Raw genomic sequence first — 25,586 nt, 5'->3', positions numbered from 1 at the left:
CCCCGCGCGGTGAACGTGTCCGCCTGAGGCCCTCGGTGCTTCCGTACGGCTAGGCTCGCCCGACACAGAGCCGTGCACCGAGCGCGGCCTGCACCACACGCACTGCCGCTATCGGGAGAAGCCACACCATGGCCAAGAAGCGCCCCCAGACGAAGGCCGTCAAGGCACAGGTCACGAACGGGGAGATCCCGGTCGTCGGTGCGCGCGAGCCGTGCCCCTGCGGATCGGGCCGCCGCTACAAGGCGTGTCACGGCCGGGCCGCCGCGCACGCCGTGACCGAGCTGGTCCAGCGCCCCTTCGAGGGGCTGCCCGGCGAGTGCGACTGGGTCGCGCTGCGCGAGCTGGTGCCCGCCGCCACCGTTCCGCTCACCCTCAAGGACGGGCTGCCCGAGGGCGTGCCGTCCGTGACGCTCGCGACCGTACTGCCCATGGCCTGGCCCGCGCTCCGCCGTGACGACGGCTCGGTGCTCCTCGCCCTGCAGAACGACTCCTCCTCCGGCGACCTCGCCCGCGATCTCGCCGACACCCTCCAGCGCGCCCTGGAGACCGAGCCGGGCACGCCGGTCTCCGGCCGTCGCGTTCCGGCCGAGGGCCCGCGTCTGCAGGATCTGCTCGACCCGAACGGCGATTTCGCGCCGGTCGTGCACACGGGCTTCGAATTCTGGGTTCCGGAGTCCTCCTCCGAGAACTCCAACCCCGAGGTCAGCGCCTCCCTGGAGCGCGCCAACGCCGCCGCCATCCCGACCGTCAAGCTCACCGGCGTGGACGCGGCGTACTGGTGCGAGACCCCGGAGAAGAACCACCTGCGCTGGGTCATGCCGCACCCCGAGGAGAAGCTCCTCGACGCGCTCGCCCGGTTGCACGCCGCCGGTACGTCCTCCCTCGGCGACGACACCCGTCTCGTCGGCTCCTTCCGGGCCCACGGCCTGATGGTCCCGGTCTGGGACCTGCCGACCACGATGCGCGCCGAGGACTGCGAGAAGCCGGCCGCCGAGTTCGCCGAGCGGCTCGCGGCGGCGCTCGCCACCGACGCCCCGCTCACCCCGGAGGAGCGTCGCGCCCGCGGCGGGCTCACCAACCGTCAGGTCACTCTGAGCTGACACCCCTGGTGCCGGTGGTGACGGTGGGGACTGACAGACCAACCAGTCGGTGACATCCGCCACAACTCCTCGTGCGGCCAGGTAAATCCCTGTCCGAATAACCGAGATCGAATTTGCGAACCGCAGATCTCTTGTTACCGTTCTAGAAGCCCGGTCGCTGGTGCATCCCCCGTCGCCAGCGATCGGGTCTTCTCATGCCCGGACGGATCCCGTCCCGAGGCTCAACTGCCCCCCGTCGAGGCCATGTTGCTCCCCGCTCGCAGCAGCAGCGGCGTACTTCCGCCCTCTCCCGAACCGGCGAATTCCGCCACGGCCGAATATGCGGAAGCGGCGCCCCGTGAGGGCTCGCGCGGCGTCTCGCACGCCCCCGGTTCATCCTGTGCCGGAACAGCGCAACGCACTTGTACGGTCCGCCCCCCGGGGCCCATAAGGGTGAGCAGAGAGTCGAGCTGCTGGCCGCCCGCGTTGCGGTAGTACGTACGCGCCCAGGTGTCGGGGCCCTCCGTCAGCACGCACGTCTGCGCCTCGATCCCGTCCGGGGACGTCAGATCGGGACCGCAGTGCGAGGCGCGGCCGGGTACGCCCGACGGGGCCCGCGCGGCCGAGGGGGAGGAGGGCTCGGGCGGCGCGGGGGCCGGAGGGGCCTCCTGTGCGCCGAGGCCGAGGCCCGGCAGCAGTCCGTCGTCGGCCCGCCCTCCGGCCTCCTCCGCGCGGGGCTTGGCGTCCCCGTCCGGGCCCGGGCCGACGGCCTCACCGGCGAGGGCGACCAGCGGCAGGAGCGTGGCACACACCACGACGGCCCCGAGCCCGATCATGCGGAGATTCATGGGACCCACCTGCCCGGCTGGCTGTGACGTGTGAAGGGCGTGTGCTGCGTGTACTGCGTGTACTGCGTGTACTGCGTGTACTGCGTGGAGGAACCCGCCTACGTGATCAACGTGAGCGGTGGGCCGAAGATATCGGCGGATCGGTGGCGCACAGCGCGCCGCGCGCCCATTTCCCGTACAAGTCGGGCGGCCTCACACCCGTACGGGTGAGGCAGACCCCGAGCACGCGCATCCGGCCCCCGCTCCGCGCCCCTCGGGGTCGGTCCGCGCCCGTCACCCGCCCGGCCACCCGCACCGACACGTGCCCGGCGTCAGTACGCGAGCCTGCTGCCGCCGCCCGGGGCTCCGGTGCTCGCCTCGACCAGCGCGTCCACGACCGCTTCCACGTCCGGCAGCCAGGGCCGGGCCGAACCCTCCAGCGGCGCACGCTCCCAGCGCACCTGCCCCGTCCCGGCGACCGAGGGCGGCAGCAACAGGTAGCCGCCCTCACCGTGGAACCGCAGCGAACTGGGCACGCTGTCCTTCGCGTAGAGGAGTTCGCCGAGCTGTTCCAAGCCGTACGGGGCGACCAGCAGCGACCAGCGCGTGGGCGTGGCCACCACCGGCCCGAGCCGCATGCCCATCGCGTCGAGCTCGACCAGGGCACGCGCTCCCGCGACGGCCGGCAGGCTCACCGCGCACGGCGCGGCGCCACCCGTGGCCAGGACCACCGGGGCGTCCGGGCGCCGGGTCCACCACCAGCGGATCATGCGCTCGTCGGTGGTCGCCGCGAGCAGTCCGGGGTCGAAGGGGTGCGCGCCGGGGACGACACACTCCGGGTCGGGACAGGCGCAGCCTGGCCCTCTGGACGTACGGGTCGTCGCCTTCAGCCCCACGCCGGGCAGTACGGGCCAGCCCCACTCGCCGGCGCAGACGAGCGCCGCGTCGAGCTGGACGGTCCTTTCCCTGCGCCGGAACCGGAACCTGCGTCGCCTTCCGAGGATCTCGCGCATGAGCGCTCGTTCCTTTCCGTTGAACGCCGAATCCACATCACACCATGTGCAGATCACTTCACTGTGCGTATCAGCGCGTACAAGGTCGGCGGTTCACCGCCCCGTGGTGGGGCGGGAGGGGCCGAGCTGAGGCTCGTCGTCCATCGAAGGGGCGCGGCCTGCGGCGGTGAGGACGCCCAGGCACCCTGCCAGGTTCCGGGGCGGTTCCAACTGCCCCTGGCCATCACCGATTACGTACCCGTCACGTTCAAATCAACGCGCTTTCAAACGACGCCAGTCGACCCCAAAAGGTGCACCGAGGGGGCAATTTTCAGCCAACTTGGCCTGCACTTCAACCCTTCTGCCAAACCTCACGGACACCACAAGTCCCGTGGGGACAATGCTGGACATCGCTCCTCTTGTGCGTGTACATGTGGATGCATTGCTAGCGGCGCAGATTGACATGGGGGTTTGCGATGCTATTGAGCGAAACGCACCCGTCGGAAAGCCGTCCGACATGAGCGCCCCACACCTGCCGAAAGTGGCTGGAATCGATTCCACGGTTCCCTCGCCCGCGCACACTACCGCGCCCGTTCCGCCCGCACACCCGTCCGCGTCGGCCCTCCCCGCCATCCCCGACGCGATGATCCAGGACCGGCTGGCCGGCTGGGTCTCCGACCTCACCACCCTTCACGAACTCACCGAACGCCTGATCAAGACCGGTTCCCTGGACGAAGCGCTGCGCGAGGTGCTGCGCGCCGGAGCCGCCCTCGTCGGCGCCCGTCGCGGCATGGCCGTCCTCGAACCGGGCGACGGCCTCGGCCCCACCTCCACCATCGGCCTCGGACTCGCGCACGCCGATCTCGGCACCATCGAGACCGTGCCGCGCAGCGCCACCTCGTACGGCCGCATCCTCGACGGCCTCCCCGAAGGCGTGCCCGGCTTCCCCGATCCGATCGCCGTGCCCGACCTGCTCGGGGAGGCGGAACTCGACCCCCGCCACCGCGAGGTCGCCGCCCGGCTCGGGTACGCCGCCAGCTACGCACTCCCCCTCGCCACCGAGGCCGCCGGTAAGCTCGGCGCCGTCGTCTGGCTCTACGACGAACCCGCCGAACCGACCGAGCGCCGGCGCCACCTCGTCGGTCTCTACAGCAGCCACGCCACCGAGCACCTCGCCCGCCTCCTGGAGCTGGAGCGGGCCCGCGCCCAGGTCGCCACCGTCACCGAGGAGTTGCTGCCCAGCCGCCTCCCCCGGGTGCCCGGCGTCCAGCTCGCCGTCCGCCACCGCACCGGCCCCCAGGGCGGCGGCGACTGGTACGACGCGCTGCCCCTGCCCGAGGGCGCACTCGGCCTCGCCGTCGGCTCCGTCTCCGGGACCGGTCCCAGCGCGCTCGCCGCCATGGGCCGGCTGCGCGCCTCGCTGCGGGCGTACGCGGTCATGGAGGGCGAGGACCCCGTCGCCGTCCTATCCGACCTGGAGCTTCTGCTCCGCCTCACCGAGCCCGCCCGCTCGGCCACCGCGCTCTTCGCCTACTCCGAGCCGCAGCAGCGCAGACTCGTCCTCGCCGGGGCCGGACACACCCCGCCGCTGATCATCGGCGACCACCGCACCGAGTTCGTCGAGACCTCCCTGTCGGCGCCGCTGGGGATGCTCGCCTGCTGGGAGGCGCCGAGCATCGAGATCGCCCCCGCCCCCGGAGAAACGGTGCTGCTCTACACCGACGGCCTGCTCCGCAGGACCGGCGACCCCATGGACCGGGCGTTCGCACGGCTGCACGCGGCCGCCGCGAGCGTCCCGAAGGCGGACCGTACGGATCCCGGGGCCATCGCCGACCACGTCCTGCGGACGCTGCTGCCCGAAGGGCTCGACCACGCCGTCGACGGAGAGGACGTCGTCCTGCTCGCGGCCCGCTTCGAATGAGGGGCCCGCTCGCGGCCCGCTTCGGATGAGCGCCGCGTAGCCCGCAGGTGACTCAGCGGTAATGGGTCTTCCGGCCCTGTGCCCCCTTCCGTACGACCGTACGATGGAGGGGGTTCAGTGTCGTACCAAAGGAGACCCCCGTGGCAGACGAGCTCACCCCGGAAACCCCGGACGAGACCGAAGAGCCGATCAAGCAGCGCAAGAACGGCCTGTACCAGGGCGTATCCGACGAGCTCGCCGAGAACATGAAGTCCGGCTGGGCCGACACCGAGCTGCACGGCCTGGAGCCGATCGCCCAGGCGGGGCACACGGCCGACCGCCGCGCCGCGCTCTCCGCGCGCTTCCCGGGTGAGCGGCTCGTCATTCCCGCGGGCAACCTGAAGACGCGCTCGAACGACACCGAGTACAGCTTCCGCGCGTCGACCGAGTACGCCTACCTCACCGGCGACCAGTCGCAGGACGGCGTCCTCGTCCTGGAGCCCACGAAGAGCGGCCACAAGGCGACGGTCTACCTGCTGCCGCGCTCCGACCGCGAGAACGGCGAGTTCTGGCTCGACGGCCAGGGTGAGCTCTGGGTCGGCCGCCGCCACTCCCTGACCGAGGCCGAGAAGCTCCTCGGCATCCCGGCCAAGGACGTCCGCGAGCTGGCCGCCGCGCTCAAGGAGGCCACCGGGCCGGTCCGCGCCGTCCGCGGCCACGACGCCGGCATCGAGGCCGCGCTGACCGACAAGGTCACCGCCGAGCGCGACGAGGAGCTGCGCGTCTTCCTCTCGGAGGCCCGACTCGTCAAGGACGCCTTCGAGATCGCCGAGCTCCAGAAGGCCTGCGACTCCACCGCGCGCGGCTTCGAGGACGTCGTCAAGGTCCTCGACAAGGCCGAGGCCACCAGCGAGCGCTACATCGAAGGCACCTTCTTCCTGCGCGCCCGCGTCGAGGGCAACGACGTCGGCTACGGCTCCATCTGCGCCGCCGGCCCGCACGCCACGACCCTGCACTGGGTCCGTAACGACGGCGCCGTCCGCTCCGGCGAGCTGCTGCTCCTCGACGCCGGCGTCGAGACGGTCGAGCTCTACACCGCGGACGTGACCCGCACCCTGCCGATCAACGGCCGGTACAGCGAGCTCCAGCGCAAGATCTACGACGCCGTGTACGAGGCGCAGGAGGCGGGCATCGCCGCGGTGAAGCCCGGCGCCGCCTACCGCGACTTCCACGACGCCGCCCAGCGCGTGCTCGCCGAGAAGCTGGTCGAGTGGGGCCTGGTCGAGGGCCCCGTCGACCGTGTCCTGGAGCTGGGTCTCCAGCGCCGCTGGACGCTGCACGGCACCGGTCACATGCTCGGCATGGACGTCCACGACTGCGCCGCCGCGCGCACGGAGGCGTACGTCGACACCACCCTGGAGCCGGGCATGTGCCTGACCGTCGAGCCGGGGCTCTACTTCCAGGCCGACGACCTGACCGTGCCGGAGGAGTACCGGGGCATCGGCGTCCGGATCGAGGACGACATCCTCGTCACGGAGGACGGCAACCGGAACCTCTCCGCCGCGCTGCCGCGCCAGGCCGACGAGGTCGAGGCGTGGATGGCCGACCTCAAGGCCTGACCCGCCGCACGACGAAGGCTCCCGCGGACCGTCACGGTCGGCGGGGGCCTTTTCGTACACCGCGTCAGGTCACACCGGGCGGGGTCAGGTCAGCGCGAGCGGCGCGTCGGTCCGCCACTTCACGATCTTGTCGAAGCTGACCAGCGCCCCGCCCCGGCCCGTGCGGCCGAAGTGGACGTGGTCCGCCAACTCCTCGATGAGCCGCAGGCCCCGCCCGTTCTCGGCATCCGCGGCGGCGGAGGCCACCGGGAACCCGGCCGCGGAGAAACCCGGCCCCGAGTCGGCCACCTCGATACGGCAGGTCTCGCCGTCCAGATAGGCCGTGACCCGGTACTCCGCCGAGGACGGGCCGGAACCGCAGTCCCCGCCGTGCTCCACGGCGTTGGCGCACGCCTCGGTCAGCGCGACCGACAGTTCGTAGGAGACGTCGGGGTCGACCCCCGCCGTCTCCATCGTGCCGAGCAGCAGCCGCCGGGCGAGCGGGACGCTCGCGGCCTCGCGCCTCAGATGGAGGGACCACCAGATGCTCATGCTTCAGCCTCCTGGCTGCGGCTCGACATGCTGCGGCGCGACATACCGTTACCTATTGCCGCCCTAAGGGGTCCGTAAGCCCCTCGCAACCACAAGAGCCCTCGTTCGGCGGATGTGGACGCGCCGCGCGGCGGTGTATGCCGGTCCGGAGCCCCGCCCAACGCCCCGCCCAAGCCCCGCCCAACGCCCCGCCCAAGCCCCGCCGAAGGCCCCGCCCAACGCCCCGCTCAAGGCGCACCCAAGGCGCACCCGAGCCGCGCCCGAGGCCCACCCGAGGTACAACCCGGCACCCCGTCCGAAGTCGGCCCGAAGGCACCAAAGGTGATCTTCCGGACCTGCCTCATGTGAGCCGTGGGGCTGGTGCGATGATGGGCCCGCCATGTCTGCCCCCGCGCTCGCGCCACGCATGCTGAGGGCCGCGGTCTTCACCGCGGTCTGCGTCGTGCTGTCCGGGCTCGGGCACGCCCTCGCCGCGTGCGCGGGCATCGCCCTGTGGACCGTGGCCGTCGGCTTCCTGGCGATCTTCGGCGTCACCGTGCTGTTCGCCGGGCGGGAGCGCTCGCTCCCCGCCATCGTCACCGCGCTGGCCGGCGGACAGCTCGGCCTGCACGTCCTGTTCGGGCTCGGACAGCGTCCGCTCGCGGCCGGCTCCCTCGGCCCGGTCACCGAGGACGCGCTGATCCGGATGGCCGCCAAGATCGTCTGCGGTGCCGGGGCGACGTCCCTGAGCGCCGCCGACGCCACCCGCATCATCAGCGACGCCGGCCTCGACCCGGCCGACGCCACCACCGCGCACGCCGCCCACGGCGCCCACCTGGCGACCGGAGCGGCCGGAGCGGCCGGCGTCGACCTCCTGCCCGACCTGCCGATGGTGCTCGGCCACCTCCTGGCCGCACTTGCCACCGGCTGGCTCCTGCGCCACGGCGACCTCGCCCTGGGCCGGCTCGTCCGGCTCTCCACCCACGGCGCGACCGAGCTCGCCGAATGCGCCCTCGTCCGCTCCCTGCGCGCCGCGCTGACTCTCGTACGGGCCCTGCTCGCCGGCCTCCCCGGGCTTCCGGCCGCCGGTGCGCTCCGCACCGCCCGTACCGCGGACGACACCTCGCCGCCCACCGGCGCCGAGGCACTCCAGCACACGGTCGTCCGGCGCGGCCCCCCGGCCGCCGACTGCGTCCTCGCAGCCTGACGCGGACCGCTCGGCAAAGAGCGGACCCGCGGCCCTTCGTACGCCCGCACCACCCGGATCACCCTTCCGGCCGTCGGCGTGCCGGAACCCCGACCCTTCTCACGAGCTGGAGTGTCCTCACCCATGAACGTTTCCCGTATCGCCCTCACCGGTGGCATCGCCCTCTCCTCCGTCGTGCTGCTCTCCGGCACCGCCTTCGCGCACGTCGGCGTCCAGCCGCAGGGCGAGGCGGCCAAGGGCGGCTACGCGACGGTCAACGTCAAGGTCCCGAACGAGCGCGACAACGCCTCCACCATCAAGGTCGAGGTCAGCTTCCCGGCCGACCACCCCCTCGCCTCGGTGATGCCGCAGCCCGTCCCGGGCTGGAAGTCCGAGGTCACCAAGTCCAAGCTCGCCAAGCCGCTCGAGCTGCACGGCAAGTCCATCAACGAGGCCGTCACCAAGGTCACCTGGACCGCCGAGGGCGGCGCGAAGATCGGCCCCGGCCAGTTCCAGCAGTTCCCGCTCTCGCTCGGCCAGCTGCCGGAGGACACCGACCAGCTCGTCATCAAGGCGATCCAGACGTACGACAACGACGAGGTCGTCCGCTGGATCGAGGAGCCCAAGGACGGCGCCGAACTCCAGAACCCCGCGCCCGTGCTGAAGCTCTCCGCGGCGAGCGACGACCACCACGGCGGTGGCGCGAAGGCGGACGACAAGGCCGGCCACGACGACAAGGCCAAGGACGAGGCCAAGGGCGACAAGGCCCACACCGAGAGCGCCGCCGACTCCGCCGGCAGCGACACCACGGCCCGTGTCCTCGGCGTCGTCGGCATCCTCGTCGGCGTCGCGGGCGTCGCCTTCGGCCTGCTCGCCGGCCGCCGCCGCTCGGCCTGAACCGAAGAGAACCACGAGAGAACGAGTTCCATGTCCGTCCAGAAGACGAACGATCCCAGCACCGACGCGCGGCCCCGGCCCAGCCGCCGCGCACCCCTGATCGTCGCCGCCTCCGCGATCGTCGCCGCCCTCGCGGTGACGGTCGCGGTCGGCCTCGGCGGCGGAGACGACAAGACCACCGGCTCCGGCAGCGGAACGGTCGCCGAGGTCTCCGGCGGCAGCGACAACGCCAAGGCAGCGACCGTCCTCGACCGCCCCTTCACCAAGCCCGACCTCGTCCTCACGGACACCGAGGGCAAGCCGTTCGACCTCCGCGCGCAGACCAAGGGCAAGCCGACGCTGATCTACTTCGGCTACACGCACTGCCCCGACGTCTGCCCGCTGACGATGAGCAACATCGCCATCGCCAAGAAGCAGCTCCCCAAGGCCGACCAGGACAAGCTCCAGGTCGTGTTCGTCACCACCGACCCCGAGCGGGACACCCCGGCCGAGCTGGGCAAGTGGCTGCCCGCCGCCGGGGACCCGTCCTTCGTCGGGCTCACCGGCGACTTCACCACGATCCAGGCGGGCGCCCGCCAGATCGGCATCGGCATCGACCCGCCGAAGAAGGAGAAGGACGGCTCGGTCGTCTCCATGCACGGAGCCCAGGTGATCGCCTTCTCGCCCACGACCGACCAGGGCTACGTCCTGTACGGCGAGGACACGAGGGTCGAGGACTACGCCGAGGACCTGCCGAAGCTCATCAAGGGGGAGAACCCGTGAACCGCCGCACCACCACCCTGATCGCCGCCCTCGCCCTCACCTCCGGGCTGGCGCTGACCGGGTGCTCGACCGACAGTTCCGCCGGGGCCGCCGGAGCCGACGGCACGCCAGAACTGAAGGTCAGCGGCGCGTTCATGCCGCAGCCGGTGATGGACATGGCCGGCGGCTTCCTGACCATCGAGAACGACGGCGGCGCCGCGGACAAGCTGACCTCCGTCACGAGCCCGATCTCGGACGACGTCCAGATCCACGAGACGAAGAACCAGAAGATGCAGCAGGTGAAGTCCTTCGACATCCCTGCGAACGGCGAGCTGAAGCTCGAACGTGGTGGCAGCCACATCATGTTCATGGCGCTGAAGACCAAGCCCAGGCAGGGCGAGAAGGTCAGCATCGAGCTGCACTTCGAGAAGTCCGACCCGATCAAGGTCGACCTTCCCGTCGAGGCCGCCACCCACAACCCGAAGCAGCACTGAGCTACTTGAGGGACTGACAACACACATGCCCACCACCACCGCCCCGCGCCTCGGAACCGCCCTGGTTCGGCTGCTGCTCGTCGCGGCCACGCTTCTCGGCACCCTGCTCGCCGCAGCGGCGCCCGCGTCCGCGCATGCCGCGCTCACCGGCAGCGACCCGCAGGACGGGGCGGTGGTCGCCACCGCCCCCAAGGACGTCAACCTCACCTTCTCCGAGCAGGTCGCCATGAGCGACGACTCGATCCGGGTCCTCGACCCGTCGGGGAAGCGCGTGGACACCTCAGAGATACGCGACCTGTGCAGCGGCTCGGTCGTCAGATACGGGGTGGGACTCCGCGCCGGGCTGCCCGAGGGCACCTACACCGTCGCCTGGCGGACCGTCTCTGCCGACAGCCACCCCATCGCGGGCGCCTTCACCTTCTCCATCGGCGCCCCCTCCCAGACCTCCGTCGCCCTCCCCGACCAGGAGGTGGGCGGCGGACTCGTCGGCGCGCTCTACGGCATCGCCCGCTACCTCTCCTACGCCGGTTTCGTCGTCCTCGTCGGCGGCGGCGCCTTCGTCCTGGCCTGCTGGCCGCGCGGCGCGAGCGTCCAGGCCCTCCAGCGGCTCGTCGTCAGGGGGTGGCTCACCCTCACCGCGGCCACCCTGGCCATGCTGCTGCTCCGCAACCCGTACACCGGCTCGGGCGAACTCGCCGACGCCTTCGACCTCGGCGGACTGGGCTCCGTCCTGGAGACGAAGACGGGCGCCGCGCTCATCTCCCGGCTGCTGCTGCTCGGCGCCGCCGCGCTCTTCATCGCCGTGCTCTTCGGGACGTACACCAAGCGGACCGACGAGAAGGAGAAGAAGGACCTCACCTTCGGGCTCGCGATCGGCGGCACCGTGGTCGCCGCCGGAATCGCCGGCACCTGGGCTCTCGCCGAGCACGCCTCCACCGGCATCCAGCCGGCGATCGCGATGCCCGTCGACGTGCTGCACCTGCTCGCCGTGGCGTCCTGGCTCGGCGGACTGACCGCCCTGCTCGTGTCGCTCTACCGGGCGCCCGGCATCGAGCGGGCGGCGGTGGAACGCTTCTCGAAGATCGCCTTCGGCTCGGTCGTCGTCCTCGCGGCCACCGGGCTCTACCAGTCGTGGCGTCAGGTCGGCTCCTGGACCGCTCTGACGGGCACGTCCTACGGCCGGCTGCTCCTGGCCAAGATCGGGCTCGTGGCCGTCCTGGTCGGCATCGCCTGGGTGTCCCGACGCTGGACCCAGCGCCTCGGCGACCCGACGGTGTCGGAGGGGTCCGGGGAGTCGGAGGAGGAGTCCGAGGAGGAGTCGGAGGAGGAGTTCGAGGCGTCCCAGGTGTCCGAGGCGTCCCAGGCGTCCCAGGTGTCCCAGGTGTCCAAGGTGTCCAAGTCGTCCGAGGTGTCCGAGGCCGAGGGCGCCCCCGGGGCGGAGGACGCCGACCGGCCCGAGGACGCCAGCGTGGCCGAGGCCGGCACGGAGCCGGCCGCCGTCGGCGTGGCCGCTCAGGGAGCCAACGGCCGGGAAGACGCGGCCGTCGACCCCGAGCGGGCCGCCCAGCTCGCGCGGCAGCGCGCCGCCGTGGCCACCGCCCGCACGAAGCGGGACCGGGACGCCGACCCCGAGCGCACCGGCCTGCGACGCTCCGTCCTGACCGAAGCGGTCGTCGCCGTCGTCCTGCTCGCCGTGACGACCGTCCTGACCTCGACCGAACCCGGCCGCACCGAGGAGGAGGCGGGACGCTCGCAGTCCGCCGCCGGCTCGACCGCCGTCCCGGAGCGGCCTGTCGACATCCGGCTGCCCTTCGACACCGGAGGCGCCGCCGGCAAGGGGACCGTACGACTCAGCCTCGACCCCGGCCGGACCGGCGCCAACGTCCTGCACCTCTTCGTCGACGACCCCGACGGCCGCCCCCTGGACCTCCCCGAGATCAAGGTCGCCTTCACGCTGAAGGCGAAGGACGTCGGCCCCCTGCCCGTCGTACCCGAGCGGATCCAGGCCGGACACTGGAGCGCCAACGGAGTGCAGATCCCGATGGCCGGGGACTGGCAGATCCAGGTGACCGTCCGTACCTCCGACATCGACCAGACCACCATCGACAAGAACGTGAAGATCGGCTGACCGACGTGAGCAACGACGACAACCTTGAACTCTCCCGGCGGCGGCTTCTCGGCACGGTCGGCGCGGCGGGCGCGGCCGGCCTCGCGCTCGGCGCGGCGGGCGGTACCGGGGTGTACGCGGCGGTCGCCGACTCCGGCACGTCCGCTTCGTCCGCCGGTGACGGGACGGCACTGGCGACGGTCGGCTCGACCCGGGCGATGTTTCACGGGAAACATCAGGCGGGGATCACCACTCCGCTTCAGGCGCGGGGCCATCTGGTCGCCTTCGACCTCACGCCCGGAGCAGGCCGCAAGGAGGCCGCCGCGCTGCTGCGCCGCTGGTCGGCGACGGCCAAGGCACTGATGGCGGGCGAGCCGTCGACCGACGACACCGGCATCGCCCTGGACGCCGGACCCTCCTCCCTGACGGTCACCTTCGGCTTCGGTCACTCCTTCTTCGGCCGTACGGGACTCACCACCCGCCGCCCCGCGCAGCTCGACGCTCTGCCCGCCTTCTCCGCCGACGCCCTCGACCCCAAGCGGTCCGAGGGGGACCTCTGGGTGCAGATCGGCGCCGACGACGCGCTGGTCGCCTTCCACGCACTGCGCGCGCTGCAGAAGGACGCCGGCGCGGCCGCCACCGTCCGCTGGCAGATGAACGGCTTCAACCGGTCCGCGGGCGCCACGGCCCGGCCGATGACCGCCCGCAATCTGATGGGCCAGGTGGACGGAACCGGCAACCCCAAGCCGTCCGACCCCGACTTCGACCAGCGGATCTTCGTCCCCGCCGGGGGCGGCACCGGTGCGTCCGGAGCCCAGGAGTGGATGGCCGGGGGCTCGTACGCGGTCGTCCGCCGGATCCGCATGCTGCTCGACGACTGGGAGAAGCTCCCCCTCGACAAGCAGGAGAAGGTCATCGGCCGCCGCAAGTCCGACGGCGCCCCGCTCACCGGAGGGACCGAGACCACCGAACTCGACCTCGACAGGACCGGGCCCGACGGCAAGCTCGTCATCCCGGACAACGCCCACTCCCGGATCTCCGCCCCCGAACAGAACGGCGGAGCCGCCATGCTGCGCCGCCCGTTCTCCTTCCACGACGGCATCGCGCCCGACGGCACCCCCGACGCCGGGCTGCTCTTCATCTGCTGGCAGGCAGACCCGCTCAGGGGCTTCGTGCCCGTCCAGCGCAAGCTCGACCGGGGCGACGCGCTCTCCCCTTTCCTCCGGCACGAGGCGAGCGGGCTCTTCGCCGTGCCGGGCGGGGCGGCGGAGGGCGAGTACGTGGGCCAGCGGCTTCTGGAGTCCTGAAAGCCGGGCGCCTATTAGGGTGACCGTATGTCAGCCACCCGGTATACGTATCTCGGCCCCGAAGGCACGTTCACGGAGGCCGCGCTGCGTACGCTGCCCGAGGCCGCGACCAGGGAGCTCGTCCCGATGGTCTCCGTCCCCGCCGCGCTGGACGCCGTGCGCAACGGAGAGGCGGCCGCCGCTCTCGTACCGATCGAGAACTCGGTGGAGGGTGGCGTCACCGCGACGCTGGACGAGCTGGCCTCCGGCGAACCGCTGATGATCTATCGCGAGGTGGTCCTGCCGATCGCCTTCGCCCTGCTCGTCCGGCCGGGCACCGCACTGTCCGAGATCAAGACGGTCACCGGTCACCCCGTGGCGCAGCCGCAGGTGCGGAACTGGCTGCGCGGCCACCTGCCCGAGGCCCTGTGGGAGTCGGCGGCCTCGAACGCGGACGGGGCCAGGCTGGTGCAGGAGGGCCGGTTCGACGCCGCCTTCGCCGGCGAGTTCGCGGCGGCGACCTACGGCCTGGAGGCCCTGGTCACCGAGATCCACGATGCCGAGAACGCCGAGACCCGGTTCGTCCTGGTGGGCCGTCCGGCCCGGCCCGCGGCGCCGACGGGCGCGGACAAGACGTCGCTGGTGCTGTGGCTGGGTGATGACCATCCGGGTGCCCTCCTCGAGCTGCTGCAGGAATTCGCGGTGCGCGGGGTGAACCTGATGCTGATCCAGTCCCGTCCGACGGGCGCGGGGATCGGCAACTACTGCTTCGCCGTGGACGCCGAGGGCCATGTCTCGGACCGGCGCGTGGGCGAGGCGCTCATGGGTCTGAAGCGGATCTGCCCGAAGGTGCGGTTCCTCGGTTCGTACCCGCGTGCGGGCGTGGCGGCGGCGGACGTACGAGCGCTGCGGCGCGGCACGTCGGACGCGGAGTTCATGGCGGCCTCCGATTGGCTGGCGAGGGCCCAGGACGGTCGGGCCTGACCTGATCGTGCCCCACCGCCTCCGTCACCGGAGGCGGTCGTCCACAGGTGCGAACCATCAGTGCTACCTGCATATTTTCCTTCGGCGCACATAGTTATCCACAGGCTGTACGCCCAGCCTGGGGACAAGTCGATATGGCTGGGGAGTGAGGTCGACAAATCGCTCTGGTCGGCTCCCGGTCACCCACAGGGCGCAGCTCGCCCGCCGTCATCCCCATTCCGTTGATCAACTCTTTAGAGCGAGTGAGAACGAGGAATTCCCACCCGGAAGAGTGCCGGGGGGTGGTTTGATCATGATTGCGCCCAGGAATTCGTTCACCATCCACAGAAGTTCCGCACAGCCTGTGGAAAACTCTGCCGGGTCGGCATCCGCTGTGGAGAAGTCCGTGCCCCCACAGGGCGGTTCGGTCAGCGGCGCGTACCGGTCCGCCCCTTTTCGGGGCCCCCTGTCCTGTTTATTGACGAATAGGGGGAGCATTTCCCAATACCGGCAATTCGGGCATAGCGACACGCACGGCTATATCGGGTGGGGTGGGGCGAGCACGCACCGGTAGCCTGGTGGGGTGATTGACCTTCGCCTGCTCCGTGAGGACCCCGACCGTGTTCGCGCCTCCCAGCGCGCCCGTGGAGAGGACGTCGAGCTCGTCGACGCCCTGCTCTCCGCCGATGAGCGGCGCAGGTCGTCCGGCGTCCGCTTCGACGAGCTCCGATCCGAGCAGAAGGCGCTCGGCAAGCTGATCCCCAAGGCCTCCCCCGAGGAGCGCGCCGAGCTCCTGCAGAAGGCGGAGCAGCTCAAGACCGACGTCAAGGCCGCCGAGGCCGAGCAGAACGAGGCCGACGAGACGGCCCGCGCGCTCCTGCTCCGGCTCGGCAACATCGTCCACACGGACGTGCCCGTCGGCGGCGAGGAGGACTTCGTCGTCCTGGAGACGCACGGCACGATCCGCGACTTCGCGGCCGAGGGCTTCGAGCCCAAGGACCACCTGGAGCTGGGCGAGGCGCTCGGCGCCATCGACGTCGAGCGGGGCGCCAAGGTCTCCGGCTCGCGTTTCTACTATCTGACGGGCGTCGGCGCCCTGCTGGAGCTCGCCCTCGTCAACGCGGCGATCGCGCAGGCGACCGAGGCCGGCTTCATCCCGATGCTGACGCCGGCGCTGGTCCGCCCGCGCGCCATGGAGGGCACCGGCTTCCTCGGCCAGGCCGCGGAGAACGTGTACCACCTGGAGAAGGACGACTTCTACCTCGTCGGTACGTCCGAGGTGCCGCTCGCCGCGTACCACATGGACGAGATCATCGACGCGGACAAGCTCCCGCTGCGCTACGCCGGCTTCTCGCCGTGCTTCCGCCGCGAGGCCGGCACGTACGGCAAGGACACCCGGGGCATCTTCCGGGTCCACCAGTTCGACAAGGTCGAGATGTTCTCGTACGTCGCCCCTGAGGACGCCGAGAACGAGCACAAGCGGCTCCTGGAGTGGGAGAAGCAGTGGCTGACCAGCCTTGAGCTGCCCTTCCAGGTCATCGACGTGGCCACCGGCGACCTCGGCTCCTCCGCGTCGCGCAAGTTCGACTGCGAGGCCTGGATCCCGACGCAGGGCAAGTACCGCGAGCTGACCTCCGCGTCGAACTGCGACGGCTTCCAGGCGCGCCGCCTGTCCGTGCGGATGCGCGACGAGCGGGGCGGCAAGAAGGTCGTCCAGCCTCTGGCGACGCTGAACGGCACCCTGTGCGCCGTACCGCGCACGATCGTGGCGATCCTCGAGAACCACCAGCTCCCGGACGGTTCGGTGCGGGTGCCCGAGGCCCTCCGGCCGTACCTGGGCGGCCGCGAGGTCCTGGAGCCGATCTCCCGGTGAGCTCCTTCCCGTACAAGCTCGTCGCGACGGACCTCGACGGCACGCTGCTGCGCGCCGACGAGTCCGTCTCGGAACGGACGCGTGACGCTCTCGCCGCCGCGGTGGCGGCGGGGGCGGCGCACATCGTCGTCACCGGCCGCTCCGTGCCCTGGACGCGGCACATCCTCGACGACCTCGGCTACGAGGGGCTCGCGGTGTGCGGTCAGGGCGCGCAGGTCTACCACGCCGGCGAGCACCGGCTGCTGACCTCGGTGACCCTGGACCGGCAGCTGGCCGGTCTCGCGCTGTCGAAGATCGAGGCCGAGGTGGGGCCGCTGGCCCTGGCGGCGAGCAGGGACGGTCTGGACGGCGAGGTGCTGGTCAGCCCCGACTACCGGGTGCAGGAGGGACCGCTGCCGTACGTGCCCTTCAAGGACCCGGCGGAGCTGTGGTCCGCCCCGCTGAACAAGCTCTACATCCAGCACCCCACGCTGTCGGACGACGAGCTGGCGGGCGCCGCACGGCTCACGGCCGGCAGTCTGGTGGACGTGGTCATGGCGGGGCCGGGGATCGTGGAGATCCTGCCGCTCGGCCTGAGCAAGGCCACCGGCCTCTCGCTCGCGGCGCGCAGGCTCGGTGTGAAGGCGGCGGAGACGATCGCCTTCGGCGACATGCCGAACGACATCCCGATGTTCGGCTGGGCGGCGCGGGGTGTGGCGATGGCGAACGCGCACGACTCCCTGAAGGCGGTCGCGGACGAGGTGACGGCCTCGAACGAGGACGACGGCATCGCGGTGGTCCTGGAGCGTCTGCTGCGGGCGTAGACGGTGCGCGGAGGATGCGCGAATCGAACGCGCGCGGGGGTGACCCCGACCATGGCTTAGCAAGCCAGTGCCTTACCGCTCGGCCAATCCTCCGGGTGGGCGGCCTCGCGCGGAGAACCCGCGCGCTCGAAGCGGCCGCCCCGGCGGCGCTAGGGGGCGCCGCCCTGCAGGGAGCTCGACGGACTCGAACTCCGGCTCGAACTGGTGTCGGTCATCGTCGTGCTCCTCCCCGGTCTCGTGGCCGGCCCTGCGGCCTCATGGCGGGCATCTCCCGCACAACTAGTGTGCGCGCGGGGGAGGTTCGGAGGCCACCGGTTTTCCCACCGGCACGCCCCACGTCAGCGGCCAGCAGGCCAGCCCGATGGCGAGCGAGATCGCGTGCCCCAGATCCGTGTACGTGTGGCTCGTGAAGAGCGGTACGGCGAAGAAGGTCACCGCTCCCGCCAGATAGAGCCACCGCCACGGCCACGGGATCCGGTACGTCAGGATCCCGACCGACGCCGCGATCCCGTAGCTGACCCCGATGTCGACCACATGCGCCATGCTGCGCGGCACGTCGTGGTCCTGGATCGCCTCCAGGACCACCTTCTGGCTGATGAGCGTGGCCGCGATGTGCGCCGTGGCGACCGTGACGAGCCAGCGCAGTGTGCCGAGCCAGCGCTCGACGGGCGCGTGGAAGACCTCGAACAGCAGCGCGTACAGCAGGAAGTCCGCCGGGTCCTCGATCCAGAACGCACTGCCGAGCAGCGCCCGGATCGGGTGGTGGGAGAGCTGGTAGAGGTTGCTGCTGTTGCGGTGGAGCAGGTAGTGCTCCACACCGTCGGACGACAGCGCGATGACGATGCTGGTGATCGCGATGACGAGCAGCCACACATGCGTACCGGGTGACGAACGCACCCACGACCTGATCGGTCGGGACGGTTCGCCACCCGGCGTCGCACCACCGGGGAGGGTTTCACTCGGCACGTTCCCGTGCCTATCACCCTGCGCCGGGAGAGTTCTCAGAAATTGATCATGTGTCCGGCAAGACCGTGGATCGCTTCCTTCACGGCCTCGCCCAGCGTCGGGTGCGCGTGGACGTTCCGCGCGACCTCGTGGACCGTCAGGTCCCACTGCTGGGCCAGCGTCAGCTCGGGCAGCAGCTCGGTGACGTCGGGACCGATCAGGTGGGCGCCGATGATCTCGCCGTACTGCGCGTCGGCGATGATCTTCACGAAGCCGGTGGAGTCGCCGAGGCCGTGCGCCTTGCCGTTCGCGGTGAACGGGAACTTCGCGACCTTGACGTCGTACCCCTTCTCCCGCGCCTGCGCCTCGGTCCAGCCGAAGCTGGCGATCTGCGGCTGGCAGTAGGTGGCGCGCGGGATCATCGGGTAGTCGAGCTCCATCGTCTCGGCGTCCCCGATGGTCTCGGCGGCGACGACACCCATGGACTCGGCGGTGTGCGCGAGCATCAGCTTCGCGGTCACGTCGCCGATGGCGTAGATGTGCGGCACGTTGGTGCGGCAGCGGCCGTCGACCTCGATGGCGCCGCGCTCGGTGAGTGCCACGCCGGTGGACTCCAGGCCGAAGCCGGAGATGTTCGGGGCGAAGCCGATGGCCTGCAGGACCTTGTCGGCCTCCAGGACCTTCTGCGCGCCGTCCTTGCCGGTGACGGTGACGCGGACCTGCGGGCCGGACTCGTCGATCGCCTCGACGCGGGTGGAGGTGAGGACGTCGATGCCGAGCTTGCGGTACTGCTTGGCCAGCTCCTTGGAGACGTCCGCGTCCTCCAGCGGCGCGATCCGGTCGAGGAACTCGACGATGGTGACCTTCACGCCGTAGTTGTGCAGGACGTAGGCGAACTCGACGCCGATCGCGCCGGCGCCGGCGATGATGATCGACTGCGGCACGTCCTCGGCGAGGATCTGCTCCTCGTACGTCACGACGCGCTCGCTGCGGGCGGTGCCCGGCAGCAGGCGCGGGGTGGCGCCGGTGGCGATGATGCAGTTGTCGAAGGTGATCGTCTGCGTGGTGCCGTCGGACTTGGCGACCTGCATCGTGTTCGCGTCGACGAACGTGCCGCGGCCGTCGAGCTCCGTGATGCCGTTCTTCTTCATGAGGAAGTGGACGCCCTTGACCCGGCCGTCCGCCACCGTCCGGCTGCGGCTGAACGCCTCGCCGTAGTCGAAGGAGACCGTGCCGTCGACCTTGATGCCGAAGGTCTTGGCCTCGTGGTTGAAGATGTGGGCGAGTTCGGCGTTGCGCAGCAGCGCCTTGGTGGGGATGCAGCCGACGTTCAGGCAGACACCGCCCCAGTACTTCTCTTCGACGACCGCGACCCGCTTGCCCAGCTGGGCGGCGCGGATGGCGGCGACGTAGCCGCCGGGGCCAGCTCCGAGTACGACGACGTCGAAGCGGTCTGACATGACTGACTCCCGAGGGTGGTGAGGGTGTTCGTGTCCCGTACGGAGCCACAGTAGTCCGGCGCTTCCCGGAGGGCCCCGAGAGCCAGTTGTAGGATGACTGGGCAACCGGGCCGATCGAGGTGGAGTGATGATGGCGCTCAAGGCGGCGGGGCGTACCTCGCTGGTGGATTCGGTGGTCGAGCAGCTGCGGGAGCAGCTCGCGCAGGGCGAGTGGGAGGTCGGCGACCGCATCCCCACCGAGCACGAGCTCGCCGGACAGCTCGGCGTCGGCCGGAACACCGTCCGTGAGGCGGTCCGGGTCCTGGTCCACGCGGGCCTCCTCGCCTCGCGCCAGGGCTACGGCACGTTCGTCCGCTCGACCGCCGACCCCGCGGCCGTCCTGCGCGGGGTGCGCCATGCCGGCGCGCGGGACGTCCTGGAGCTGCGGGTCGCGCTGGAGGCGGAGGCGGCGCGCCTCGCGGCGGTACGGCGGGACACCCACGACCTGCTGCGGCTGCGGGCCGCCCTCACGACCCTCCGCGAGGAGGGCGACCGCGACGCGGACGCGGACCTGGCCTTCCACCTGGCCGTCGTCGCGGCCACGCACAACACGGCTTTCGGCGAGGTGTACCGCTTCTTCTCCACCCAGGTGCACGAGGTGCTCGTCGAGGCACTCGGCGACCGGGAGATGCCGCCCGTCGACATCGACGCGCACGAGGCGCTGATCGCGGCGATCGAGTCGGGGGACGCGGACGCGGCGGAGGCACAGGCCCGCGAGCTGCTGCGCGTCCCGATGGAGACGGTGACCGCTCTGACGGAGGAGTCGCGGTGAGGCCGGAGTCCGAACACCCGGTCCTCGGCGCGCCGAGCGGGGACACCGGGACGACCGTGGTCCCCAGGGCGACCGAGGTCACCGAGGCCCTGGCCACCGCCGCCCCGGCGACCGCGGGGCGCCGCGCACGGCTCGCCCACCCGCTGCTGCTCATGACCGCGATCGTGCTCGCCTCGCTCAACATGCGGGCCGCGCTGGCGAGTGTGGCTCCCCTGGTGGGGGAGATCGCGGGGCAGTACGGCCTGTCGTCCACGGCCAGTTCGCTGGTGACCTCCGTGCCCGTCCTCTTCCTGGGGGCGGGCGCGCTGGTCGCGCCGTGGCTGGGGCGGCGCTTCGGTGTCGAACCGGTCCTGCTCGCGGCGCTCGTGCTGCTCGGCGCCGGCATCCTGGTGCGCGTCCTGCCGTCGGTGTACGCGCTGTACGGCGGCGGTGTCCTGGTCGGTACGGCCATCGCCCTGCTCAACGTGTTGATGCCGGGCCTCATCAAGCGTGACTTCCCCGACCGTGCCGCGCCGATGACCTCGCTCTACACGGGCGCGATGATCGCGGGCGCGACGGTGGTCGCGGCGGCCTCGGTGCCGCTGGAGGATGCCTTCGGCGGAAGCTGGGAGGCCTCGCTCGCCTTCTGGTCGCTGCTGGCGGCGCTCGCCGCGGTGGCCTGGCTGCCGCAGGCGCTGCTCGCCAAAGGCCGTACGGGACGGGCGGGACGGGCGGGACAGGGCGGACAGGCGGGACAGGGCGGACAGGGCGGTCGGCCGTACGGCGGGCCTGGGGCCCGATCCGGGGTGGCGGCGGCGCCCGCGCGGAGCGTCTGGCGCTCGGCGCTCGCCTGGCAGGTGACCCTCTTCATGGGCCTGCAGTCCCTGTGGACGTACGTCCTGATCGCCTGGATGCCGACGATCTTCACGGACCACGGCATGAGCCGGTCCACGGCCGGTGTCATGTTCGCCTTCAACACCCTGACCCAGGTGGCGGGGGCCTTCGCGGTGCCGCTGCTCGCGGGCCGGATGCGGAGTCAGCGCCCGCTGGTCGTCCTGGTCACGACGCTGGTCGCGGCGGGTTACGCGGGGCTGCTGGTCGCGCCCGTGCAGGGCGCCTGGCTGTGGTCCGCGCTCCTCGGCGTCGGACAGGGCGGAGGCGTCGGACTCGCCCTCACCCTGATCGTGCTGCGGACCGGCGACGCGGTGACCGCGTCCCGGCTCTCGGGGATGGCTCAGACCGTCGGCTATCTGCTGGCGGCGGCCGGGCCGCTGGTCGCCGGCGCGGTGCACCAGGCGACCGGCTCGTGGACGGTGCCGATCGTCCTGGTCCTGGGAGTCTGCGCGACCGCCCTGGTGGTGGGCCTCCTCGCGGCCGGGGACCGCAAGGTCTGACCCACCGAAGGCCGCGAACGGGTCCCCGCTAAACGGCGCACCGGGGCCCCTCAGGGGCTCCGGTGCGCCGCTTGCTCCTGCTCCGCTCGTCCTACTCCTCGCCCGCCAGCTTCAGCGTCCGCAGCTTCTGGCCCGCGTACCAGGTCGCCAGGACCGTCACGCCGATCAGCAGCGAAACCGCCGTCGCCAGACCGACGTCCGAGGTGATCAGACCCTCGCCGCTGACCTTCTGGGCGACCGCGAGCGACCACTGCTGCACGCTCAGCGTCTTCGCTCCGGAGATCAGCGAGCCGAACAGGGCCTCCCAGACCAGCGCGTAGACCAGCCCGATGACGACCGCATGGCGGCTGACCGTGCCCAGCAGCAGAAAGAGCGCGCTGTACGCGATGGAGGCGACCAGCGCCGCGACGGTGTACGCCACCGCCACCTGCTGGCCGTTGCCGTTGAGGATCATGCCGGCGACGAAGGTCGGCACCGCCGAGAAGACCATCGTCACGGCGATCGCGACGATCAGCTTGGTGAAGATGATCGACGGCCGCTTCACCGGCTTGGACAGCAGATAGACGATCGAGCCGTCGTCGATCTCCGGGCCGATCGCGCCCGTTCCGGCGATGACACCGATCAGCGGCACCATCGTGGCGAGCGCGAAGCCGCCGAGGACGTCGGCCGCGACCTGGTCGTCGGCGCCGTTGAACACCCGTACCGCCGCGGCGATCGCCAGCAGGAGCGCGGGCAGCAGGAAGAGGATCAGCGCCCGCCGGCGGCCGAGGAGGGCCCGGTAGGTGAGCCGGGCGACTGTGGGGTTGTACATCGGTCAGGCTCCTTTCAGGCCGCTACGAGGTACGAGAAGACCGATTCGAGGGACTCGTCCGAGGGCGAGACCGTCAGCAGCCGGATCCCCTGCGCCCGGGCGACCCGGGGCAGCAGCTCCGTGAAGCGGCCGAAGTCCACCGCCTGGATGCGCAGGGCGCCTTCCGCGAGGTCGACCTCGATTCCGGAGGTGGACGGGTCGGCGATCAGCGCGGCCGCGAGCGCCCGGTCGTCGCTGGACCGTACGAGATAGCGGTGCGGCCGGTCCGTCATCAGGCGGCGGATCTTGCGGAAGTCGCCGGAGGCGGCGTGCCGCCCGGCCACGATCACCTCGATGTGCGAGGCGAGCTGCTCGACCTCCTCCAGGATGTGCGAGGAGAAGAGCACCGTGCGCCCCGCGGAGCCCATGCGGCGCAGCAGGTCCATCAGCTGCATCCGCTGACGCGGGTCCATGCCGTTGAACGGCTCGTCCAGCAGGAGCACCGACGGGTCGTGGACGAGGGCGGAGGCCATCTTCACGCGCTGGCGCATGCCCTTGCTGTACGTCGCGATCTTGCGGTCCTGCGCGTACTCCATCTCGACCGTGGCGAGCGCGGCCTGGGCCTCCTTGTCGCCAAGGCCCTGCAACTCGGCGTTGGCGACGACGAACTCACGCCCGGTGAGGAAGTCGTACATCGCCTCCCGCTCGGGCACGACGCCGATCTGCCGGTAGACGGACTCGTTGCGCCAGATCGCCGCGCCGTCGAGGGTGACCGTGCCCGTGGAGGGGGCGAGGAAGCCGCCCATCATGTTGATGAGGGTGGACTTCCCGGCGCCGTTGGGGCCGAGGAGGCCGGTGACGCCCGGGCCGATCGTCATCGTGACGTCGTTCACGGCCACGACGTTGCCGAACCACCGCGAGGTGTGGTCGATGTTGAGCGTTGTCACAGCCCGACCTTTCGGTAGCGGCGCATCAGGACTCCGTACGAGCCGGCGATCAGCGCGAGGACGACCAGCAGATAGATCACGCCGACCGCGGTGCCGGGCGCGGCGGCCTCCCCGCCGGGGGCGGCGGTGGGCGCGCCGAGGAAGGCGTCCTGCACTCCGCCGATGAGGGTGATCGGCGAGAACAGGCCGATCCACTTGACGGCGCCGACGTTGTCCGTGCCGTAGGCGATGCCCTGGAGGGTGGAGACCGCTCCGTAGGAGATCACCAGGACGGCGATGACGGCGGCGACGCCGAAGCCGCGGCGCGGGGTGAGTGCGGCCATGACGAGGCCGATGCCGCCGAAGAGCAGCGAGAGCAGCGTCACGGAGACGAGGCCCTGGCCCAGCATCTGCGTCTGCTCGGCGAAGTCCATCTTGGCGAGCAGCGAGCCGATCCAGAGGATCAGCAGCGGGGAGACGGTGAGGATGAACATCGCGGAGGCCATCGCGCCGTACTTGGCGACCACGTAGTCCACGCGCTCGATGGGACGGGCGAAGTAGAGCGGCATCGTGCGGAACCGCAGGTCGCGGGAGACCGACTGTGGTGCCTGCGAGGCCAGGAAGATGGCGATCACCATCTGGAGGAAGATCGCGTACTGGGTGTACTCGATCGGCAGCTTCGACGACTTGGTGACGACCGCGACGGCGACGATGATCAGCGCGGGCACGCACATCACCGCGAACAGCAGCATCGGCAGCACCTTGGACTTCGCGCTGCGGCCCAGTCCGTACGCTCCGCGCAGCGACTGGGAGAAGAGCGCGCGGCGCGCGTAGGCGCGGCCGAGGCGCGGCCCGTCGTAGTCGCGGTAGCCGATGTTGTGGATCTGCGTGGTCTCGGGGGCCTGGGAGCTCATCGCGCCGGCACCTCCTCCTGCTGCTGGGCGTCGGGGCGGAAGACCTCGGCGATGTGGTGCCGCCGCTGCTCCATCCGTACGAGACCGAGGCCGAGGTCGGCGACGGTGTCGCGGACGAGGTCGTACGTCTCCTCGCCCACGGCCTCCACCAGGAGGATGTGGCCTGCGCCGGGCAGCCCGTCCTCGACCCCCTCGTGGAGGGTGACGCCCGCGGCGGCGAGCGCGGTGCGCAGCGCCTGGGAGCCGTCGGGGTGGGAGTCGGAGTCGGTGACCTCGACCGCGAGGGTCGTGGTGATCTGGGTGAAGTCGCTGGTGGAGCTGGAGCGCAGCAGCCGGCCGCCGTCGATGACGACGACATGGTCGCAGGTCCGCTCCAGCTCGCCGAGGAGGTGGGAGGTGACGAGCACGGAGATGCCGAAGTCGGTCCAGATCCGGCGGATCAGGCCGAGCATCTCGTCGCGGCCGACCGGGTCGAGGCCGTTGGTCGGCTCGTCGAGGAGGACCAGCTGCGGGTCGTGGACCAGCGCCTGGGCCAGCTTCACCCGCTGCTTCATACCGGTCGAGTAGCCGCCGATGGGGCGGTACCGCTCCTCGTACAGACCGACGTGGCGCAGGGTGTCGGCCGTCCGCTCGCGGGCGGCGGTGGCGGGCAGGCCCGACATCCGCGCCATGTGGACGACGAACTCGGTCGCCGAGACGTCCGGCGGGAGGCAGTCGTGTTCGGGCATGTACCCCACCCGTTCACGGATCTGCGCGCCGGAGGTGGCGACGTCCAGACCGAGCACGTGGGCGCTGCCCTCCGTGGCGGGGGACAGGCCCAGGAGGATTTTGATCATCGTGGACTTGCCGGCTCCGTTGGCACCCACCAGTCCGGTCACACCGGGCCCGATGTCCAGGGAGAGCCGGTCGAGAGCGGTCACCCGGGGGAACCGCTTGCTGAGGCTTTCGGTGGCGATCACAGTCACGGTTCGACGGTAGTGGCGCGCACCACAGGAGTCGTCAGCCCAACGGCTCGATCCTTGTACGACTCCAGGCGTACAGATCCTTAGGGGAAGTCGAGACCAAAGTCTTTCCGCGAGCGCCCCCGCCG

22 protein-coding genes and 1 tRNA gene are annotated in these 25,586 nt (G+C 71.3%); 14 read left to right on the top strand and 9 right to left on the bottom strand.

Annotated elements, in window-relative coordinates; genetic code table 11:
* Positions 1-128 precede the first annotated feature (128 nt).
* Complete coding sequence (locus tag ACZ3IJ_RS14680) at positions 129-1,100, top strand: DUF5926 family protein (RefSeq protein ID WP_467468112.1); 972 nt, start codon at positions 129-131, stop codon at positions 1,098-1,100.
* Positions 1,101-2,238: 1,138 nt separating this feature from the next.
* Here the strand turns inward: ACZ3IJ_RS14680 and ACZ3IJ_RS14675 are convergent.
* A complete protein-coding gene (locus ACZ3IJ_RS14675) occupies positions 2,239-2,919 on the bottom strand; it encodes a bifunctional DNA primase/polymerase (protein WP_467468110.1) in 681 nt (226 codons plus the stop codon).
* A gap of 379 nt (positions 2,920-3,298) precedes the next feature.
* On the opposite strand from ACZ3IJ_RS14675, the gene ACZ3IJ_RS14670 reads away from it, so the two are divergent.
* Both ACZ3IJ_RS14670 and ACZ3IJ_RS14665 read left to right on the top strand, forming a co-directional pair.
* Positions 3,299-4,819 carry a PP2C family protein-serine/threonine phosphatase gene (locus ACZ3IJ_RS14670; RefSeq protein ID WP_467468416.1) on the top strand — a complete coding sequence of 507 codons (1,521 nt, stop codon included), beginning with the start codon at positions 3,299-3,301 and terminating at the stop codon, positions 4,817-4,819.
* 140 nt (positions 4,820-4,959) lie between these two features.
* Positions 4,960-6,417, top strand: coding sequence for an aminopeptidase P family protein (locus tag ACZ3IJ_RS14665; protein ID WP_467468108.1), 1,458 nt, complete (start codon positions 4,960-4,962; stop codon positions 6,415-6,417).
* A gap of 84 nt (positions 6,418-6,501) precedes the next feature.
* On the opposite strand, the gene ACZ3IJ_RS14660 is transcribed toward ACZ3IJ_RS14665, so the two are convergent.
* The gene (locus ACZ3IJ_RS14660; RefSeq protein ID WP_467468106.1) at positions 6,502-6,948 is read right to left on the bottom strand and encodes an ATP-binding protein; all 447 of its coding nucleotides are present in this window, start codon (positions 6,946-6,948) and stop codon (positions 6,502-6,504) included.
* A gap of 379 nt (positions 6,949-7,327) precedes the next feature.
* Here ACZ3IJ_RS14660 and ACZ3IJ_RS14655 point away from each other — a divergent pair, with 379 nt between their 5' ends.
* The 9 genes from ACZ3IJ_RS14655 to ACZ3IJ_RS14615 all read left to right on the top strand — a co-directional run bounded on the left by ACZ3IJ_RS14655 (position 7,328) and on the right by ACZ3IJ_RS14615 (position 17,277).
* Complete coding sequence (locus tag ACZ3IJ_RS14655) at positions 7,328-8,134, top strand: hypothetical protein (RefSeq protein WP_467468104.1); 807 nt, start codon at positions 7,328-7,330, stop codon at positions 8,132-8,134.
* A gap of 123 nt (positions 8,135-8,257) precedes the next feature.
* Complete coding sequence (locus tag ACZ3IJ_RS14650) at positions 8,258-9,010, top strand: YcnI family copper-binding membrane protein (protein WP_467468102.1); 753 nt, start codon at positions 8,258-8,260, stop codon at positions 9,008-9,010.
* Positions 9,011-9,040: 30 nt separating this feature from the next.
* On the top strand, positions 9,041-9,772 hold the full coding sequence (locus tag ACZ3IJ_RS14645) for an SCO family protein (protein ID WP_467468100.1): 732 nt from the start codon (positions 9,041-9,043) through the stop codon (positions 9,770-9,772).
* Entirely contained in the window at positions 9,769-10,245 is a 477-nt protein-coding gene (locus ACZ3IJ_RS14640) for a copper chaperone PCu(A)C (RefSeq protein ID WP_467468098.1), read from the top strand. Before ACZ3IJ_RS14645 ends, ACZ3IJ_RS14640 begins: the two co-directional genes overlap by 4 nt.
* A 25-nt stretch (positions 10,246-10,270) precedes the next feature.
* Positions 10,271-12,373 carry a copper resistance CopC/CopD family protein gene (locus tag ACZ3IJ_RS14635; RefSeq protein WP_467468096.1) on the top strand — a complete coding sequence of 701 codons (2,103 nt, stop codon included), beginning with the start codon at positions 10,271-10,273 and terminating at the stop codon, positions 12,371-12,373.
* A 5-nt stretch (positions 12,374-12,378) separates the two neighbouring features.
* A complete protein-coding gene (efeB, locus tag ACZ3IJ_RS14630) occupies positions 12,379-13,659 on the top strand; it encodes an iron uptake transporter deferrochelatase/peroxidase subunit (protein WP_467468094.1) in 1,281 nt (426 codons plus the stop codon).
* Between the two features lie 27 nt (positions 13,660-13,686).
* A complete protein-coding gene (gene pheA / locus ACZ3IJ_RS14625; protein WP_467468092.1) occupies positions 13,687-14,622 on the top strand; it encodes a prephenate dehydratase in 936 nt (311 codons plus the stop codon).
* 562 nt (positions 14,623-15,184) lie between these two features.
* Positions 15,185-16,474, top strand: coding sequence for a serine--tRNA ligase (gene serS / locus ACZ3IJ_RS14620; RefSeq protein WP_467468090.1), 1,290 nt, complete (start codon positions 15,185-15,187; stop codon positions 16,472-16,474).
* On the top strand, positions 16,471-17,277 hold the full coding sequence (locus tag ACZ3IJ_RS14615; protein WP_467468088.1) for an HAD family hydrolase: 807 nt from the start codon (positions 16,471-16,473) through the stop codon (positions 17,275-17,277). Before serS ends, ACZ3IJ_RS14615 begins: the two co-directional genes overlap by 4 nt.
* A gap of 8 nt (positions 17,278-17,285) precedes the next feature.
* Here the strand turns inward: ACZ3IJ_RS14615 and ACZ3IJ_RS14610 are convergent.
* The 3 genes from ACZ3IJ_RS14610 to lpdA all read right to left on the bottom strand — a co-directional run bounded on the left by ACZ3IJ_RS14610 (position 17,286) and on the right by lpdA (position 19,682).
* Positions 17,286-17,370, bottom strand: a tRNA-Ser gene (locus ACZ3IJ_RS14610).
* A gap of 186 nt (positions 17,371-17,556) precedes the next feature.
* Entirely contained in the window at positions 17,557-18,174 is a 618-nt protein-coding gene (locus tag ACZ3IJ_RS14605; protein ID WP_467468086.1) for a rhomboid-like protein, read from the bottom strand.
* 104 nt (positions 18,175-18,278) lie between these two features.
* Positions 18,279-19,682: a dihydrolipoyl dehydrogenase gene (gene lpdA, locus ACZ3IJ_RS14600; RefSeq protein WP_467468084.1), complete on the bottom strand. Its 1,404-nt coding sequence runs from the start codon at positions 19,680-19,682 to the stop codon at positions 18,279-18,281.
* Positions 19,683-19,812: 130 nt separating this feature from the next.
* Here lpdA and ACZ3IJ_RS14595 point away from each other — a divergent pair, with 130 nt between their 5' ends.
* Positions 19,813-20,493, top strand: a complete 681-nt coding sequence (locus tag ACZ3IJ_RS14595) for a FadR/GntR family transcriptional regulator (RefSeq protein ID WP_467468414.1) — start codon at positions 19,813-19,815, stop codon at positions 20,491-20,493.
* Positions 20,490-21,866, top strand: a complete 1,377-nt coding sequence (locus ACZ3IJ_RS14590) for a CynX/NimT family MFS transporter (RefSeq protein WP_467468082.1) — start codon at positions 20,490-20,492, stop codon at positions 21,864-21,866. Before ACZ3IJ_RS14595 ends, ACZ3IJ_RS14590 begins: the two co-directional genes overlap by 4 nt.
* Positions 21,867-21,957: 91 nt before the next feature.
* Here the strand turns inward: ACZ3IJ_RS14590 and ACZ3IJ_RS14585 are convergent, their stop codons facing one another.
* Genes ACZ3IJ_RS14585 through ACZ3IJ_RS14570 form a run of 4 tightly spaced genes read right to left on the bottom strand, consistent with a single transcriptional unit; the run spans position 21,958 to position 25,455 of the window.
* On the bottom strand, positions 21,958-22,677 hold the full coding sequence (locus ACZ3IJ_RS14585) for an ABC transporter permease subunit (protein ID WP_391800008.1): 720 nt from the start codon (positions 22,675-22,677) through the stop codon (positions 21,958-21,960).
* 14 nt (positions 22,678-22,691) lie between these two features.
* The gene (locus tag ACZ3IJ_RS14580; RefSeq protein WP_352188592.1) at positions 22,692-23,603 is read right to left on the bottom strand and encodes an ABC transporter ATP-binding protein; all 912 of its coding nucleotides are present in this window, start codon (positions 23,601-23,603) and stop codon (positions 22,692-22,694) included.
* Positions 23,600-24,496, bottom strand: coding sequence for an ABC transporter permease (locus ACZ3IJ_RS14575; RefSeq protein WP_467468079.1), 897 nt, complete (start codon positions 24,494-24,496; stop codon positions 23,600-23,602). Before ACZ3IJ_RS14575 ends, ACZ3IJ_RS14580 begins: the two co-directional genes overlap by 4 nt.
* On the bottom strand, positions 24,493-25,455 hold the full coding sequence (locus ACZ3IJ_RS14570; protein ID WP_467468412.1) for an ABC transporter ATP-binding protein: 963 nt from the start codon (positions 25,453-25,455) through the stop codon (positions 24,493-24,495). The genes ACZ3IJ_RS14575 and ACZ3IJ_RS14570 overlap by 4 nt, the downstream gene beginning before the upstream one ends.
* Positions 25,456-25,586 lie beyond the last annotated feature (131 nt).

Source organism: Streptomyces sp. NPDC013317, from assembly GCF_055563155.1.
The sequence above is the reverse complement of the archived record's forward strand: the minus strand, read 5'-3'. Positions and strand labels throughout refer to the sequence as shown.